The following is a 16,040-nucleotide window of genomic DNA, read 5'->3' on the forward strand; positions in this document are numbered from 1 at the left end:
AATGTCAGTCGGAATTCCGCTGTTGTTTGTCGCGCTTGTCATAAGCATTGACAATCCGCTGCACCAGCGGGTGCCGCACGACATCATCGGTCAAAAAATGCGTGAACGCGATGCCGCGGATCTCTTTAAGCACTTGCTGCGCATCCACCAGTCCGCTTTTTTGATGCTTGGGCAAATCGATCTGCGTCACGTCGCCGGTAATCACCGCCTTCGATCCCAGTCCGATCCGCGTCAAAAACATTTTCATTTGCTCCGGCGTGGTGTTTTGCGCTTCGTCGAGAATGATGAAGGATTGATTCAGCGTGCGTCCGCGCATAAACGCCAACGGCGCGATTTCGATGGTATTGCGTTCGAATTGCTTGCTGGTTTTGTCAAATCCCATCAGATCGTACAGCGCGTCGTACAACGGCCGCAAATACGGATCGACTTTCTGCGTCATGTCGCCGGGCAGAAAACCCAGCCGTTCACCCGCTTCCACCGCCGGGCGCACTAAAATCAGCCGCGATACCAAACCGCGTTCCAGCGCATCAACGGCACTGGCAACCGCGAGATAGGTTTTGCCGGTCCCGGCGGGCCCGATCGCAAAAGTGATGTCGTGCTCCTGAATTTGCTGCAAGTATTGCGTCTGACGCGGGGTTCGGCCGTGCAAGTTGCTGCGGCGGGTCAACAGCGATGGTGATGCCGCTGGTTTCTCCATGAGATTACCCATCGGATCATCGCTTTTTTCCGGCGCTTCTTGCGGGTTCAGCGCTTCGATCAAACCGAGTTGGATCTGCTCCAAGCTCAGATGCTGTTGCGATTGGTCATAAAAATTGCGCAACACCTGCGCCGCCAGTCTGGTTTGACCGGTCTTGCCCGATACGCTGAAATGTTCGCCACGCCGTGAAATGGTGACATCCAGCGCGGTTTCAACCTGTTTCAGGTTTTCATCCAAAGCCCCGCACAAATTGGCAAGGCGTTGATTGTCGGCCGGTGTGAAAGAAATTTCGAGAGGTGCTGGTTTCAAAATCTAGCTGTGTTATTACAATAACGTGATTCTCTCAGCGGTTGCGATACTTTGCAAGTACCAAAACCCTGTTTAAAACAGGCCTTTTCCCCGGAATGGCTTCATCGATGGCGCTGCAAAGGGCTATTCATCGACCATTTCGCCGCGCAATGAATGCGCGCGCGCTTCGGTAATGCGCACGTCGACGAAACAGCCGATCAACCCCGGATCACCCGGCAAATTGACGACGCGATTGTTGTCGGTGCGACCGGCCAGCTCTTCGGGATTTTTCTTCGACGGCCCGTCGAGCAACACGCGCTGCACCGTCCCCACCATCTGCTGGCTGATTTTGCGCGCTTGTTGCTGAATTTGCGCTTGCAGCCGCTGCAACCGTTCCAGCTTCACTTCTTGCGGCGTATCGTCGGACAGATCCGCCGCCGGTGTACCGGGGCGCTGGCTGTAGATAAAGCTGAACGATTCGTCGAAATTCATTTCCTCGATCAGTGCCATGGTCGCTTCGAAATCGGCTTCGGTTTCGCCGGGAAAGCCGACGATAAAATCCGACGATAACGAAAGATGCGGACGGATTGCGCGCAGCTTGCGAATGATCGACTTGTATTCGAGCACGCTGTAACCGCGTTTCATCGCCGCCAGGATCCGGTCGGAACCGGATTGCACCGGCAAGTGCAAGTGACTGACCAATTTCGGTAATTGCGCATACGACTGAATCAGGCGCGTGGTGAATTCTTTGGGATGCGAGGTGGTATAGCGGATGCGCTCGATGCCGGGAATGTCGTGCAAGCATTCCAGCAATAACGAAAAATCGGCGATTTCGCCGTCATCCATCACGCCTAGATAAGCATTGACGTTTTGCCCGAGCAAATTGATTTCCTTCACGCCTTGATCGGCGAGCACGGCGATCTCTGTCAGCACGTCGCCAAGCGGGCGCGACACTTCCTCGCCGCGCGTGTACGGCACCACGCAATAACTGCAATACTTGCTGCAACCTTCCATGATCGAAACAAACGCAGTGACGCCTTCGGTGCGCGCAGGCGGTAAATGATCGAATTTCTCGATTTCCGGAAACGTGATATCGACTTGCGAACGGCCGGTGGAACGGCGGGTTTCGATCAATTGCGGCAAGCGATGCAACGTTTGCGGCCCGAACACCACGTCGACGAACGGCGCGCGGCTCACAATCGCCTTGCCTTCCTGGCTGGCGACGCAACCGCCGACGCCGATCAATAAATCGGGATTACGCTCTTTCAAGTGACGCACCCGGCCCAGGTCGTGAAACACTTTTTCCTGCGCTTTCTCGCGCACTGAACAGGTATTGAACAAAATAATATCGGCTTGCGCCGGATCGTCGGTTGCTTCCATACCGTACGCGGCATGCAGCACATCGGCCATTTTCTCCGAGTCGTACTCGTTCATCTGGCAACCGAAAGTTTTGATATAAAGCTTGTTACTCACGAATCCACTGACATCCACTTAAAAAAATAAAAACCGCCGCTGCGGCGCGGGCAACTGCTGACCTTGACTTTCCGCATCCTTGACCTCGTCCGGCGTCAAAAACCACACCCGCTGCAAATAACCGGTCATATCGAGCTGATAGCGGATCAACCCGGAATAGCTCGCCATCGACGGCATAATAATCAGATTATCCACCCCGCGAATCTGCCCGCCCGGCCCCATGATGAACTGCATCCCGTCGATGGTGAACTGCGGAAACGACACCGCCGTCAAATTGCCGAGCCTGCTGTCTTCCGGAAACTTGCGCGTTTGCTGCGCCATCGCCGGTTGCACCAACAAAGCGCACAGCACCACCAGACCCCATAACCGGATTCGCAGGTGTATCATCATATCAGCACTCGCACAGAAACCATCGGAACTCGAGAAAACAGTCAAGAAACATGGATTTGGATTCTAAATCACTGTCAGGTCTTTGAGGGCGTAATGATACGCGAAAGCGAAAATCGATAGCAATGATTTTGTCGCGGTGAACACCTTGCACTTCCACTGATTGAAACAAAATAGCGCATTTCGCCGCACCGGTTGGTATATGCTTATCACCTCAATTACCGTACCCATCCACTCCAGCGAGGACAAAGCGATGACAAAACCCGGTCAGCCTGATGCCAACGAATTGAATATCCCGGAACCGATCAGAATGCATCCGGCATGGCAACGCCTGGAAGAGCAGCGCAAATGGTATGCGAGCAAAAGCGCATCCTGCAAAAATAGGTACCAAGGACTCCGCATTGCACAAGTCGCCTGCGCGGTGATGATCCCGGTTTTCAATCTGGCCGAACCGAGCATTGCCAAATGGCTGACTGCTTTGTCCGGTGCCGCCATTGCGCTCCTCGCGGGTATCGAGCAAATCAACCAATATTCCACCTTATGGACGGCCTACCGCTCAACCGCCGAGCGCCTCAAACACGAAAAATTCCTGTTCCTGTCTGCCGCCGGCCCGTATCGTGACCAGGATGAACCCGCGCGCCTGACCTTGCTCGCCGAACGAATCGAAGAACAAATCTCGACCGAGCATGCCAAGTGGATCAATGCCACCAACCAAGCTACGCAAGATAAGAAACAAAACCCTGGCGCATGACGCTGCACGGGATGCCTCTGCATGGCCTTTTTATATCAGAAAATACAGATTACCGATGAATATATCTTTTATAGCGAAATCATTTGCCTTAAAATAAAATTTCCAAAATTCGCATGCCAGTTTTTCCACCGCCTCAAGACGAGGCAAATGATCTCATGGCGGTTCTGGGTACCGAGAGAGAACTTAATAAAAACCAATCGAAAAGGATAAAAGAAATGATCAAAAACCATTATTCAATACTGATTGCCGGAATTTTATCGGCATCAATCGCAATGTCTGCCAATGCAGGAACAGAATGGACCATCAAAATATTTGATGGCGTTGAACTGGCGGATATTAATAATTCTGGGCAAATTGTTGGCAGATATACCGGAACAAACCAGCATTTTATTACCGGACCAGACGGTGAAGGAATCATCAAGACTTTTGATTTGAGTGGTGGGTGGGTTAGCGCCATTAATGATTCAGGGCAGATCACTGGTATCGGTGGTGGTATCGGCGCATTTATTACCGATGCAAATGGCGAAAACTTGCGTTCTATCGGAACACTTGGGGGAAAGGATTCTTTTGCATATGATATCAATAATTCTGGGCAAGTCATCGGTACATCAAGTACGCTCGGGGGTGATTCCCATGCGTTCATGACCGGACCGAACGGTGTTGGAATGATTGATCTAGGGACTCTTGGCGGGAAGAACAGTTATGCACGGGCGATCAATGAATCAGGGCAAGTGGTGGGATGGTCAGAAACCGCTGATGGATCTGTTCATGCATTCATGACAGGCCCTAACGGGATCGGCATGAGAGATTTAGGCACTTTGGGTGCACGTAATAGCTATGCTAGCTCTATTAACGATCATGGGCAAGTTGTTGGCAATGTAGATGATCCGTTCTATCCCAATGCCTATACTCCATTTATCACGGAGTCAAATGGTGAAGATATGGATTATCTAAGCCCAATCATGGATACTACTTTTTCTCCATCGGACGGAGAAATCAATAATTTCGGGCAAGTAATATTTAATCCCGGCGAATTCAGTAATGCAATGTTATATAGTGATGGAATTTTCACAAATCTACTAAGCTTACCCATTCTTTTCGAATTTTTCATGCTATTTGCAAATGGAATCAACGATGAAGGTCAAGTTATCGGTAACGGACTCATTCCGTTTACAGGTCAATCTGCATTCTTGCTAACGCCTATAACCCCAGTTCCAGAACCTCAAACCTACGTGATGTTGTTGGCGGGGCTTGGATTGATGGCATTCAGGAGAAACAGGTTGTTTAAGCTGACAAACTATTGATCCCGCAAACAGCAAGTATCCCGGAATTCTGCAAGTATCTTAGCCTGTCATTTATGAATCAAGGTTTTTCCAATCCCGCCGGTTCAAACACCGCCAGCGATTCAATATGCGCGGTGTGCGGGAACATATTGACGACGCCGGCGGCGCGCAGTTGCCAGCCGCCTTTCTGCACCAGGATGGCGGTATCGCGCGCCAGCGTTTCCGGGTTGCACGAGACGTAAACAATGCGCTGTGGTTTAGTGGGTGTCGCCGCCAGTGTTTCGGCGACGGCCAAAGCACCGGCGCGCGGCGGGTCGATCAGTACGCGGTCGATACGGCCGTGGATTTGCAGCAGTTGATTCCAGTCACCCAGCGTCCATTTAAACAGATCGCGTGCAAAGAATGCAGTTTTTTCCGCCAGACCGTTTTGCCGTGCGGCTTGTCCGGCGCGCGCGACCAGCGTATCCGCGCCTTCCAGACCGATTACCTGGCGCGCACGGGTGGCGAGTGGCAGGGTGAAATTGCCCAGACCGCAAAAAAAATCGGCGACGACCTCGTCTGGCTGCGGTGCCAGCAGTTCAACCACGCGGCTGACCAACTGCCGATTGAGTTGATGATTGACTTGGGTGAAGTCGGCCGGTACGAAGGGCAGGGTAATGCCGAATCCGGGCAATTCCAGCGTTAACAGATCGGCATCGGCTTCCAGCATCGGTGCCGCGGTCTGCGGATTGCCGGGTTGCAGCCACATCGACACGCCATGCTGGCGGCCAAACGCGAGCAGCGCTTCGCGGTCTTCATCGCTGGGCGGATCGAGCACGCGCGCCACCAACACGATGGCATGGGCGCCGACCGCCACTTCGATCTGCGGCAAGCGGTCGCGTATCGACAAACCGGCGATCAATTCGCGCAGCGGCATCAATAAGCTGGAAACCTTTTCCGGCAACACCGCGCACGATTGCATATCGGCGACAAAACCGCGCACGCGTTCATGAAATCCGATCAGTTGGATACCCTTGCACCGCACGAAACGCACCGACAATCGCGCCCGGTGGCGATAACCCCAAATAGGGCCGTCGACCGGCGGCAGCAGACTTTCCGGCTGGATTTTGGCGGCATGCCACAGCATTTCTTCCAGCGCTTGCTGTTTCAGCGCCAGTTGCGCCGTTGCATCGAGATGCTGCAACGAGCAGCCGCCGCACGCGCCTTGCGAGAAACCGAAATGCGGACAACTTGGCGTTACTCGTTGCGAACTCGGCTGCAGCAGTTCGATAAGCCGACCGATATGGTTACGCGGTTTCGATTTCACCACTTCGTACCGGATCCGCTCGCCCGGCAGCGCGCCACCGATGATCAGCGGTTTGCCGCCGTGCTGCGTAATTCCTTTGCCGTCGAGTTTCAGCGACTCGACATTCGTTTCGAACCAATCGGTCATGACGGTTTACGGTTAGGGAAACGCTGATTAATTGTCTGCGCAAGCGATTTGCTGCGTTGGGTGGTGCTCAAAAACTCGCTTATCCGATTGATATGTCTCGTTTCTTGCGCTCCATCCGCCTTGCATCTCATCTTGCTCAAGCGAATTAATCAGTGTTTCCTTAGGTTGATAGAACAAGCCGGTGTTTCAGTTTGCCGCTCCCGCATCGTTGCCCGATTTACTGCCGTTGCAGCGGATGGTAAACACATCGACCAAGCGGAAAACCGGCGATTTTTCCTGGGTAAAATCTTCAACCGGCTGATCGATGCCGATGACATAGCCGGTCAAGCTATCGTCAGTCAATTTGAAACGGATCATGTGCCGGTAACGTTCGGAGCGGCTGCCGCCGCCGGCTTCGTTATTGTGACCGTTAAATGCTAAAGCGGCGGCAAAATACCAGCCCAGCCAAATACAACTAAAAACCGCACCTGCGAGAAATGCAGCCAGCAGCCGCAATCCGTCGACCGGGATAGGCTGGCCATGAGTTGCGGCGATCAACGCAAAAATTCCGACCACAAACCATGCAGCCAGCAGAAAATATCCCAGCCTGGTTTGATCGCTCAAAGGAAATTCTTTATTTACCAAATGATCCAGCGCAAAAATCCGCCCGGCCAGCCATGTTGCCGCTGCTGCTGCGGCGGCGATGATCAATAAGCTCATCCAATCGGCATATAGCGCCAAACAGACCGGCACCGTTAACAACAAAAACGTGCACCAAGCGGCAATCAGCGCCAGCCGGATTTTACCGGCTGCCTTGCTGAATAATTGTCCGCCCCAGAAATAGGCAACCGCGATCAAGCCGGCTGTCATGATTAACCACACGATGACGATCAACAAATTGAATGTCATGACGGACGTCGAATAGGTCCCATAACGCAACATGCCGAAAATCAGATAGGCGGCGGCTAATACGCCGTATCCCCAGAAGGGTAGCGCTTCCAGAGCCATCTCCGGTGCGATTCCAAGTTTTTCATAAAAACCGGCAGGAAAAACAGAGGTGTCACGGTGCGTTTTGTTGCGTTGATTCAATATATCCCGGTAGCGGCGGCTTATACAAAGCAGTAATATCGCGACCACACTCGACATCACCATCAGCAGACCGGCCATCAACGGATGCGGCTGATCACGGTTGATCATCAGTAACATCAATAACAACATACCAACCAGCACCGGTGCCATGAATACTGCAACGCTTTTCCGCCATGCATCGGCGTCGGCCTTAAGGTTGGCTTCCAGCAACACAACCGGCGCCGTGACTTTTGCCATGAATTTCTGCAGCTTGCCGGATTCCTTTTGCTCACCCGTCTGCTTCGGAGGTTTCGCCGCTCGCCACATGATGAGTAGCAAAGCCGCGAATAAGCCGATGGCGATTAGATGGAAGCAATAGCTGCTATTAAAAAAGCCGGCATTCGCCCCGGAAAGATCGACGTGCAGGGCCGATTGGATTCGTGACAATAGCCCGTCATTATTTGCAAGCACCGGATGAAAACCGTTAAAAATCTGCTGAAAAACCGATACGGTGCTTTGCGGAATCGTCAGCGCAAAATAACTCAGGAATGCCACCAGGCCACCAAACAACCAGATATAACCGCCTTGCCAGACCGTCAGCGGATTGAGCAAAGCCCGCGTAAACAACTGGTGCGAATCTCTGCGGTGCGGATAATGCACGCGCCTTGGCACTTCCGCCATATCGGTATGGCTCGGATGCAGAAACGCGCCACCGCCACCGGCCACCACCGACGCATAATTGGCAGACGTGGCATTTTTTTGGTCGCTGCCCCAATAGCGCTCGTAGTGATGCGTATCCCCGGCAATATCGAGGCGGCATTTACCGTCCTCCAATTTGCCCGCGTGGCTTTCGATGAAACTCGGCTCCAGGCCGAGTCGCTGGAAGGTATTCACCAGCGCGCCATCCGGTTTCGCCCATTTGCCGAAAACCGTGCTCGGTTCGGGGGTCACGACGATTAATTTTGGCGGAACGTGCTGCTGCAATTCCCGCTGCACAGCCTCCTCACGGCTGCTATCGAACAGTTCGCCGGTTTCGACCAGCTTCTTACAAAAGCTGGACACGAAAAACGCTTGCTGACGCTTGTCCAGCTTTCCATCTTGCGAATCGAGCCCCCATAACCGCCAGCCGAACGGCAATTGCATATCGACATAGCTCGCATCTTGCGTACGAACGAAACCTTTCAAACCAAGCTGCGGGTCTTTCTCATCGTTGTCAGTTCCCGTATCCAGTGAAACCGGCTCGCGGAATTGCCGGTTAAAGCCATCCAGCGCATCGTAATAATCATGGTTGGCGGGAATACCGTAAATCGGCCGCCGGTCGACGATTTGACCGTTTTTGACCAGATCGTCGTAGGCGCAATTGAACGGGGTTTGAAAGCGCTCCATCAACGAAACCGTATCGGCGACATGATAGGCAGTATCGCCGCCGACAAACAGAAATTCCCCGCGCGGCAGCCGTTGCGCGTGGCCGGCGTCCCCGGATAAGGCAACGGCGTCTTCCGGGCGCTGGTCGGTGCTGTCAACGACCCAGAGATCGCTCATGCACAAATAACCGATGTTGTAGACAGCCCGCATGCCATCGCCGGTATCGGCGATGAAATCGAACCAGTAAGCATCCTGGGCGTGGTCTTTATCCGGCGCTTGAATGACCGTCGCTTTCATCCAGTCTTTGGGATCTTGCTTGTCCCCCATGAAGGTGTAAGCCGCGATCAATTTCAGCCCTGCCAGCAGCTCTCGCCCCAGCAACCATGCAACAGGCGGTTTAAACTTGGATTTATTACAATTGCCGGTATCGTTCATGGGGGGTAACCTTCGATTCGGTAGTTGAAGACAATGGCGATGTTCACACTCAAGAAAAGCTCAAGCATTGTAGCCGATATTTACACTTACTTTACCCAGCATCGGCCTTGTCGCCCGGAGGAAATAAATCCTCCGGAAGGTCTAGCAGGCCGTTGAAAAATGTTTTCGAGGCAGCCGATACAAGGCAAAAACAGGCGAAAAAGCGCAGTTTATGCGGTATAAATGAGCATTTTGAGCTTGTTTTTAACACCGTAGCGGCAACGCAGAGAGTTTTTCAACGGCCTGCTAGGGAAAGTTGCTCAGACTATCGCCAGCTCAGCACCACATAACGCGATACGTCTTCGTCACGCACCAGCAGCAAGACTTTATTGTTGGTGCTGCTCTTCACCGCCTGATCAAACTCGGCGGCGCTGTTAACACTTTTGCGGTTGACTTCGAGAATCACGCTGCCGCGGCTGATACCAGCCATCATCGCGACCGATCCGGGCGCCACTTCGGTGACGATGACGCCTTTGCCGGGTTTGATACCAAACTGCCGCGCCACTTCGGCGGTAATCGACTGCACCGTGATACCCAGCTTGTCACTGGCTTGCGAGCCTTCCTGCGCCACTTGCTTGCTGTCGGGAAGCTTGTCGATATTCACTGAAACCGTGCGCTGCTTACCGTCGCGGATGATGTCGAACGTTACTTTGCTGCCCGGTTGTTCCGCCGCGACGCGATTGCGGAACTCACCGGTATCGCTGACCGGACGGCCCTGGAAATTGAGAATGACATCGCCGGGCTTGAGACCCGCTTTTTCAGCCGGTGAATTCTTGGTCACTTGCGCGATGAGAATGCCTTTGTCGGTGCTCAAATCGAACGATTTCGCCAGATCCGGCGTCAATGGCTGGATCATGATGCCAAGATAACCGCGCACCACTTCGCCCTTCTCGATCAACTGGTTGGCAATGCGTTCCACCAGGTCGATCGGAATGGCAAAACCGATCCCCATATAACCGCCGCTGCGGCTGAAAATCGCGGTATTCATGCCGATCACTTCGCCGTCGAGATTAACCAGCGGCCCGCCGGAGTTGCCGGGATTGATCGCCGCGTCGGTCTGGATGAAATCTTCATAATCGTTGATGCCGAGCGAAGTGCGGCCTTTGGCGCTGACCACCCCGACTGTCAGCGTATGGCTCAGGCCGAATGGATTGCCGATCGCCACCACCCATTCACCCACCTCCAATTCGGAATAATTGCCAAGCGGAATGGCCGGTAAATCACTCGCGTCAATTTCGATCACCGCGATATCCGATTTCGGATCGGTGCCTTTGATGGTCGCATCGAATTCCCGGCCATCGAGAAACTTGACGCTGATTTTGTCGTTGCCCTCGACCACGTGATTATTGGTCAGGATATAGGTTTTTTTACCCGGCTTGGCCGCGGCAAATACAAACCCCGAGCCTTGCCCGACCACGGAACGCTGCCGTCCCGGTTGTTTCTTGCCCGGCTCGTTAAAACGTGGCATGTCGGGAAAGCGGTCGCCAAAAAACCGCTTGAAAAAGTCATCGCCGAACGGAAATTGCTGACCGTCTCCAAACGGAATGCCAAACGGTGTCATCTGCGCCGCCTGGGTTTCCCGCTCAACCTGGATCAGCACCACCGACGGTGATACTTTGCGCGCAACCGCGGCAAACGCCTTACTGGTTTGCCGCAGACTTTCAACGCCGTTTCCTTGCGCCTGCAATTCGAGCGGCATCAGCAAAACGGCAATTAACACAATGAAAAAATTACGATACCGAATCATTTTATTCGCTCCTATGTTCAAATTTCGTTACGATCCCAGCTTGCCATAATTGGGGGTTTTGGTTCCAAATTACAAGCAAGCGATATGCAATCAGCAAATCTGGTAGTATTTTTTCATTTTAGGGGAAAACGCATGATCATTGTTATTTCACCGGCAAAAACACTGGATTTTGAAACGCCTTTGTCGACACAAACGCATACACAGCCGGATTTTCTCGACGATTCAGCGCTGTTGATCGATGCCTTGCGGAAACTGGAGCCCAGCGAAATCGGCGCACTGATGTCGATCAGCCCAAAACTGGCAACGCTCAATTCCAATCGCTATTTCGCCTGGAAACGGCCGTTCACGCTGAATAACGCCAGGCAGGCGATCCTCGCGTTCAAAGGCGATGTGTATACCGGCCTGGACACCGATACCCTAACAGCCGCTGATCTGGCGTTCGCGCAAAATCATTTACGCATTTTGTCCGGGCTTTACGGCGTGCTGCGGCCGCTCGATTTGATGCAGCCGTACCGGCTGGAAATGGGCACCGCGTTCAAGAACCCGCGCGGCAACAATCTTTACGAATTCTGGGGCGACACCATCACCCAAGCATTGAACCGGGAATTGCAAAAACAGCAGGATGCCGTCTTGATCAACCTGGCGTCGAACGAATATTTTCACTCGATCAAGCCGGACCAACTGAACGCCCGTATCATTACGCCGATCTTTAAGGACGAGAAAAACGGCGTATACAAAATCATCAGTTTTTTCGCCAAAAAAGCCCGCGGCATGATGAGCCGCTATATCATTCAAAACCGGTTGACCGACCCGGAAGGCATCAAGAATTTCACCGTGGCCGGTTATCGCTTCAGCGCGAGCGACAGCGGCGCTGACGAATGGGTGTTTACCCGCGCCGAAGTTAAAGCAGCCTGATTATCGTAATCATGATACGTTTTTTATCCGACACACCATGAGTAACCGATCGCTCATCGAATGGGCCAGAAACTACGTGAACTTATCCAACGATCACCGGCTCGATCTTATTCATTCATTATTCGCGGAAGATGCCACGTACACTTCCGCCTTCTTCGGCGAATACCGGGGACGCGAGGCGATCCACGACATGATGGTTCGCTTTTTTAGCCGTTTTCCCGACGCGCATTGGTCTGTTCCCGATTATCGGGAGATTGAAAACGATGGTGTTGAATTCGCCTTCACCATGACCGGCAGCAATGCCGAATCCGGCGAGAAAGCCGAGCGGCACGGCTTGGAGAGGATTTATTTCACGGCGGAAGGATTGATCCGGCATATTGCCGTGTTCAAACCGGAGGAATAATGCAGATGTGACCTCAACTTCAAACGAACATAACAACGGCGGTAATCGGTCATAGGCCGTATATGTTTCAGACTCAGTGGAATAACAATTGGGCGCGTTCCTGGCAATTTGCCGGGAGCGGTTATCAACTTCGCTTACTATTGATCCGGCCAGATTAAGTTTGAAGTTTCAAGCGGCATATTTGACCCTCGGATCTTGAAAGAAGCTTTTGACCCGTTCGGGTGATTGTTCAAGTTTAACCATGTGTTCGGTGGCAGCGAGTTTGAGTTTGGCCTTGGTGCGCACCGGCACTTTCGTCCCGATGGCATGCTTGAGGTCGGCATTGAGGCGTTCCTCCGGATTCAGTTCCGGGCTATAGCTGGGCAGGTAGAACAGCTCGATTTTGTCTTGTCGTTCAGCGACCCATGCCTTGACCTGTTTGCTGTGATGAACCCGCAGATTGTCGAGAATCAAGAATACCTTCTTCCCGGCATCCTTGATCAGCGCTTCGAGGAATTCGATCAGCCTGTCGGCGTTGAAGGCCTCGTCGATGATCATCCAGCGTGTTTTGCCCTGATTCGTCACTGCGGCAATCATCGATAGCTTCTGTCGCGCACCACCAGTCGCGTAGGTGACTGGCGTCTTGCCTGCCGGAGCATAGCAACGACCGCGCACATCGGTATTGACCAAGGCAGTTTCATCGCCCCAGTGAATCTCGCCGCCTTCCGCCTTGGCGCGCTTCTCAATTTCCGGGTATTGCTCGTTGAGCCAGGCTTGTACGGCTTCAGGCCGCTGCTCATAGGCCTTCTTGATCGGCTTCTGGGGAGTGAAACCCCAACGTGACAGATAGTTGCCTACGCCGCGCACCGACAGCTTGATGCTGTACTCCCGCTCTATCAGTTGCATGACCGCCGCCCGATTCCACAGCGCAAATTCCATCTTCAGTTGCTCCGGGCGCTTGTCACAAATGATCTTGCGGATGGCTTGTTCCTGTTCCTCTGTCAGTGCCCGCCCTTGACCAGCACGCTTGCCTCGCATCCCTGGCTTCAGGGCGGAAAATCCGCCTTCTTCATACCGATCTATCGCAAACCGAACTGTCGGATACGAAAGCCCACTGAGCTCAACAATTTGCATCACGCCGTAGCCCTTGCGATGCAACCGCACCACTTGCTTGCGCCGTTCATGCAGTTGCTCCAGCGTCGAATATCTTGCGTCGTCTTTTTCCATTTCAACAAGATGGGGGGCGATTCATAAATTTCAAGTATTATTGTGCCGAGTCAATAAGGAGTTTCTGAAAAGGTAGCGAGCGACGGCCAGACAAGGCGAAATCAGGTTAAAAAGCGCAATTTACAAGAAGTAAATGAGCATTTCGAACCTGATTTCAACGCAGCATGACCGAGCGCAGTAGTTTTTCAGATCTTCCCTAAGGAAACACTGATTAATTCGGCGAACGAGATGAAGCACGAGGCGCACGGCGCACAGCAACCGAGACATATCAACAAGATAGGCGAGGGAGCGGGTATCGCGCAACGAAGTGATTCACTCGTATAGTCAATTAATCAGCATTTCCCTAAGTTCCGATCACGCCGCCATCATCCTTGGTAATCACAATCACCGAGGAGCGCGGTTTCGCTACGGACGTACCGGTAAAGGTGGTCGGACCGTTGTTTCCGTTATCCGGCCAGGTTGAATGATCGGTAAAGCTGGTTCGCCAGTCTTCACCCGGATGCTGAATGCCGACAAACATGCTACGTCCGTCCGGGGTAGTGACCACGCCGGTTACCTCGCAATTCGGCGGGCTGGTCAGAAAACGCTTGGTTTCGCCGGTGGCAGGATCGGCGCACATCATGACGTTGCCGCCAATGTTGACCCAATCGCCTTTGGCATCGCCTTGCTGATCGGTCTGAATCCACAAGCGGCCATCCCGGTCAAACCACAAACCGTCGGGAGCGCCGTAATCGTCACCGTTGATATTACCTTTGTAACCGTCGGCGCCAGTGGAATTGTAGCTGCCGCCCAGCACTTTGACTGACGCCTTATCGCCGCATTGCGCGAAGATATCCCAGCTAAAACCGCTGGCACGGACATCCGCATTGTTTTCCCGCCAGCGGATAATATGACCGTAATCGTTATCCGGCCGCGGATTGGCGGCATCCACCGGCGGATTGGAACTGCCGGCATTGCTGGTGCCATCGGCCTTGTTACTGGAAGCGGGCTTATTGCCGCGGCGGCTGTTATTGGTCAGCGTCATATAGATTTCGCCGGTGGCCGGGTGCGCCGCACCCCATTCGGGGCGATCCATCATGGTCGCGCCAAGCCGGTCGGCTGCCTGACGGGTTTTAATCAATACTTCCGCCTGGCTGCCAAAACCGTTTTCGGGGGTCAGCCCGTTCTGACCCCAAACCAGCGGCAGCCATTCGCCGCTGCCGTCGGCATTAAAGCGGGCAACGTACAGCGTGCCCTGATCCAGCATATTGGGATCGGTGGCTTGCGGGTTGCCGTTCCATTTCTTGGCGCAAACAAACTTGTAAATATACTCATTCCGCTCGTCGTCGCCCATGTAAAAAGCGACGTTGTTATAGCGGTCGATCACCACTTGCGCGCCTTCGTGCTTTGTGCGTCCCATTGCCGTGCGTTTGACCGGCATACTCCAGGGATTGGTCGGATCGATCTCAACCACCCACCCGAAACGGTTGGGCTCATTAGGGTGCAAATCTGCGCGGAACCGTTCGTCCACTTCATGCCAGCGATAGCCGAAGCCGCCTTTCACCACGCCGTAGCGTGTTTGTCCCTTGAGAATATTGAATTTGCGATCGATATCCAATTCACCGACAACATCGCCGGTTTCATTGGAAAAATAACCGTTCCAGTTTTCTTCGCAGGTCAAGTAAGTGCCCCACGGTGTGAAACCATGCGCGCAGTTGTTCAAGGTCCCCAATACACGCTTACCGCTGGAATCAGCAGCGGTTTTCATGAGCGCGTGACCCGCTGCCGGACCGCTGATCCGGCACGGCGTGTTGCCAGTAATGCGGCGATTAAGCGGCCAGTTGCGATTCACCGACCATTGATTGCGTTTCTTCTCTACCATGACGATATTCACGCCGTGCGCCGCTTGTTGCGCGCGCACCATTTCCAAAGTAATAGAAGTTTTGGCGTAATCGGAAGCCGGAGCGATATTGTTGACCAACGGCGGATCGCAGTATTCGCTATTGCTGACCAACAGCCCGCGGCGGTTGCCTGCCAATCCCGGCAACGGAAAATAATGCATGCCGTCGGTATGCGCACCGTAGCAATGCAACTGAGTGGTTTCGTCCATCGCCGAAACGGTATCCCAATGCGGTTCCTTGGTAATAGAATCACCCCAGGAGATCAATACCTTGGCGGTGTAACCTTCCGGTACGGTCACTGCATCCGTCATCGGTAGTAAATTCGGCGCAACCGGGTTGAAACTGATCGGCGCAAGCGGGGATGGCGCAGCTTCGGCAAGATCGGTCATGCTGCCAACCACGGCTGTTCCCAATACGGTGATTGCGGTAATGCCCGCAGTGGTGCTGACGGATGATTTGAGAAAATCACGGCGTGACAACGTATGTTGTTCGATAATCTCCAACATCGATAGATTGCCGCTGTCATTTGTTGTCGAATCATTGGTTTTTAATTTGCTATCCGGGTGCAAGTTGCTGCTCATTGTTTCCTCCTTAATTGAGTCAAAGCCCAGTAGCACTTTACCCGATGAAGATGGCAGCTTAATTACACCCAGATTAAAGTTTCCTGATAGATATCTGATTGTTTAATGATC

The 16,040-nt window shown here is 53.2% G+C and carries 12 protein-coding genes; 4 read left to right on the top strand and 8 right to left on the bottom strand.

Annotated elements, in window-relative coordinates; translation table 11 throughout:
- Positions 1 to 4: 4 nt before the first annotated feature.
- The 3 genes from ACV7NC_RS09335 to ACV7NC_RS09345 form a co-directional block, all read right to left on the bottom strand.
- On the bottom strand, positions 5 to 1,006 hold the full coding sequence (locus ACV7NC_RS09335) for a PhoH family protein (RefSeq protein ID WP_458152285.1): 1,002 nt from the start codon (positions 1,004 to 1,006) through the stop codon (positions 5 to 7).
- 123 nt (positions 1,007 to 1,129) lie between these two features.
- On the bottom strand, positions 1,130 to 2,458 hold the full coding sequence (miaB, locus tag ACV7NC_RS09340; protein WP_458152286.1) for a tRNA (N6-isopentenyl adenosine(37)-C2)-methylthiotransferase MiaB: 1,329 nt from the start codon (positions 2,456 to 2,458) through the stop codon (positions 1,130 to 1,132).
- A gap of 18 nt (positions 2,459 to 2,476) precedes the next feature.
- Complete coding sequence (locus tag ACV7NC_RS09345; RefSeq protein WP_458152287.1) at positions 2,477 to 2,848, bottom strand: hypothetical protein; 372 nt, start codon at positions 2,846 to 2,848, stop codon at positions 2,477 to 2,479.
- Positions 2,849 to 3,047: 199 nt separating this feature from the next.
- Between ACV7NC_RS09345 and ACV7NC_RS09350 the strand changes: the two genes are divergently transcribed.
- Both ACV7NC_RS09350 and ACV7NC_RS09355 read left to right on the top strand, forming a co-directional pair.
- Entirely contained in the window at positions 3,048 to 3,596 is a 549-nt protein-coding gene (locus tag ACV7NC_RS09350) for a DUF4231 domain-containing protein (protein ID WP_458152288.1), read from the top strand.
- A 155-nt stretch (positions 3,597 to 3,751) separates the two neighbouring features.
- The gene (locus tag ACV7NC_RS09355; protein WP_458152289.1) at positions 3,752 to 4,900 is read left to right on the top strand and encodes a PEP-CTERM sorting domain-containing protein; all 1,149 of its coding nucleotides are present in this window, start codon (positions 3,752 to 3,754) and stop codon (positions 4,898 to 4,900) included.
- Between the two features lie 58 nt (positions 4,901 to 4,958).
- Here ACV7NC_RS09355 and rlmD read toward each other — a convergent pair whose 3' ends face one another.
- The 3 genes from rlmD to ACV7NC_RS09370 all read right to left on the bottom strand — a co-directional run bounded on the left by rlmD (position 4,959) and on the right by ACV7NC_RS09370 (position 10,944).
- Positions 4,959 to 6,311, bottom strand: a complete 1,353-nt coding sequence (rlmD, locus tag ACV7NC_RS09360; RefSeq protein ID WP_458152291.1) for a 23S rRNA (uracil(1939)-C(5))-methyltransferase RlmD — start codon at positions 6,309 to 6,311, stop codon at positions 4,959 to 4,961.
- 186 nt (positions 6,312 to 6,497) lie between these two features.
- Positions 6,498 to 9,158 carry a hypothetical protein gene (locus ACV7NC_RS09365; protein ID WP_458152292.1) on the bottom strand — a complete coding sequence of 887 codons (2,661 nt, stop codon included), beginning with the start codon at positions 9,156 to 9,158 and terminating at the stop codon, positions 6,498 to 6,500.
- 304 nt (positions 9,159 to 9,462) lie between these two features.
- Complete coding sequence (locus ACV7NC_RS09370) at positions 9,463 to 10,944, bottom strand: DegQ family serine endoprotease (RefSeq protein ID WP_458152293.1); 1,482 nt, start codon at positions 10,942 to 10,944, stop codon at positions 9,463 to 9,465.
- Positions 10,945 to 11,076: 132 nt separating this feature from the next.
- On the opposite strand from ACV7NC_RS09370, the gene yaaA reads away from it, so the two are divergent.
- Both yaaA and ACV7NC_RS09380 read left to right on the top strand, forming a co-directional pair.
- Positions 11,077 to 11,859 carry a peroxide stress protein YaaA gene (gene yaaA / locus ACV7NC_RS09375; RefSeq protein WP_458152294.1) on the top strand — a complete coding sequence of 261 codons (783 nt, stop codon included), beginning with the start codon at positions 11,077 to 11,079 and terminating at the stop codon, positions 11,857 to 11,859.
- A gap of 37 nt (positions 11,860 to 11,896) precedes the next feature.
- A complete protein-coding gene (locus ACV7NC_RS09380) occupies positions 11,897 to 12,262 on the top strand; it encodes a nuclear transport factor 2 family protein (protein WP_458152295.1) in 366 nt (121 codons plus the stop codon).
- Positions 12,263 to 12,430: 168 nt separating this feature from the next.
- Here ACV7NC_RS09380 and ACV7NC_RS09385 read toward each other — a convergent pair whose 3' ends face one another.
- Together ACV7NC_RS09385 and ACV7NC_RS09390 are read right to left on the bottom strand one after the other, a co-directional pair.
- Positions 12,431 to 13,468: an IS630 family transposase gene (locus tag ACV7NC_RS09385; RefSeq protein WP_458151853.1), complete on the bottom strand. Its 1,038-nt coding sequence runs from the start codon at positions 13,466 to 13,468 to the stop codon at positions 12,431 to 12,433.
- Positions 13,469 to 13,811: 343 nt separating this feature from the next.
- Positions 13,812 to 15,929, bottom strand: coding sequence for a PhoX family protein (locus ACV7NC_RS09390; protein ID WP_458152296.1), 2,118 nt, complete (start codon positions 15,927 to 15,929; stop codon positions 13,812 to 13,814).
- Positions 15,930 to 16,040 lie beyond the last annotated feature (111 nt).

This window comes from Nitrosomonas limosa (assembly GCF_054188085.1).

Coding starts and splice junctions, on each gene's coding strand:
- ACV7NC_RS09385 (WP_458151853.1), bottom strand. CDS start 13,468: ATGGAAAAAGACGACGCAAGATATTCGACGCTGGAGCAACTGCATGAA.
- ACV7NC_RS09355 (WP_458152289.1), top strand. CDS start 3,752: ATGGCGGTTCTGGGTACCGAGAGAGAACTTAATAAAAACCAATCGAAA.
- yaaA (WP_458152294.1), top strand. CDS start 11,077: ATGATCATTGTTATTTCACCGGCAAAAACACTGGATTTTGAAACGCCT.
- ACV7NC_RS09390 (WP_458152296.1), bottom strand. CDS start 15,929: ATGAGCAGCAACTTGCACCCGGATAGCAAATTAAAAACCAATGATTCG.
- ACV7NC_RS09345 (WP_458152287.1), bottom strand. CDS start 2,848: ATGATGATACACCTGCGAATCCGGTTATGGGGTCTGGTGGTGCTGTGC.
- rlmD (WP_458152291.1), bottom strand. CDS start 6,311: ATGACCGATTGGTTCGAAACGAATGTCGAGTCGCTGAAACTCGACGGC.
- ACV7NC_RS09380 (WP_458152295.1), top strand. CDS start 11,897: ATGAGTAACCGATCGCTCATCGAATGGGCCAGAAACTACGTGAACTTA.
- ACV7NC_RS09350 (WP_458152288.1), top strand. CDS start 3,048: ATGCTTATCACCTCAATTACCGTACCCATCCACTCCAGCGAGGACAAA.
- ACV7NC_RS09370 (WP_458152293.1), bottom strand. CDS start 10,944: ATGATTCGGTATCGTAATTTTTTCATTGTGTTAATTGCCGTTTTGCTG.
- ACV7NC_RS09365 (WP_458152292.1), bottom strand. CDS start 9,158: ATGAACGATACCGGCAATTGTAATAAATCCAAGTTTAAACCGCCTGTT.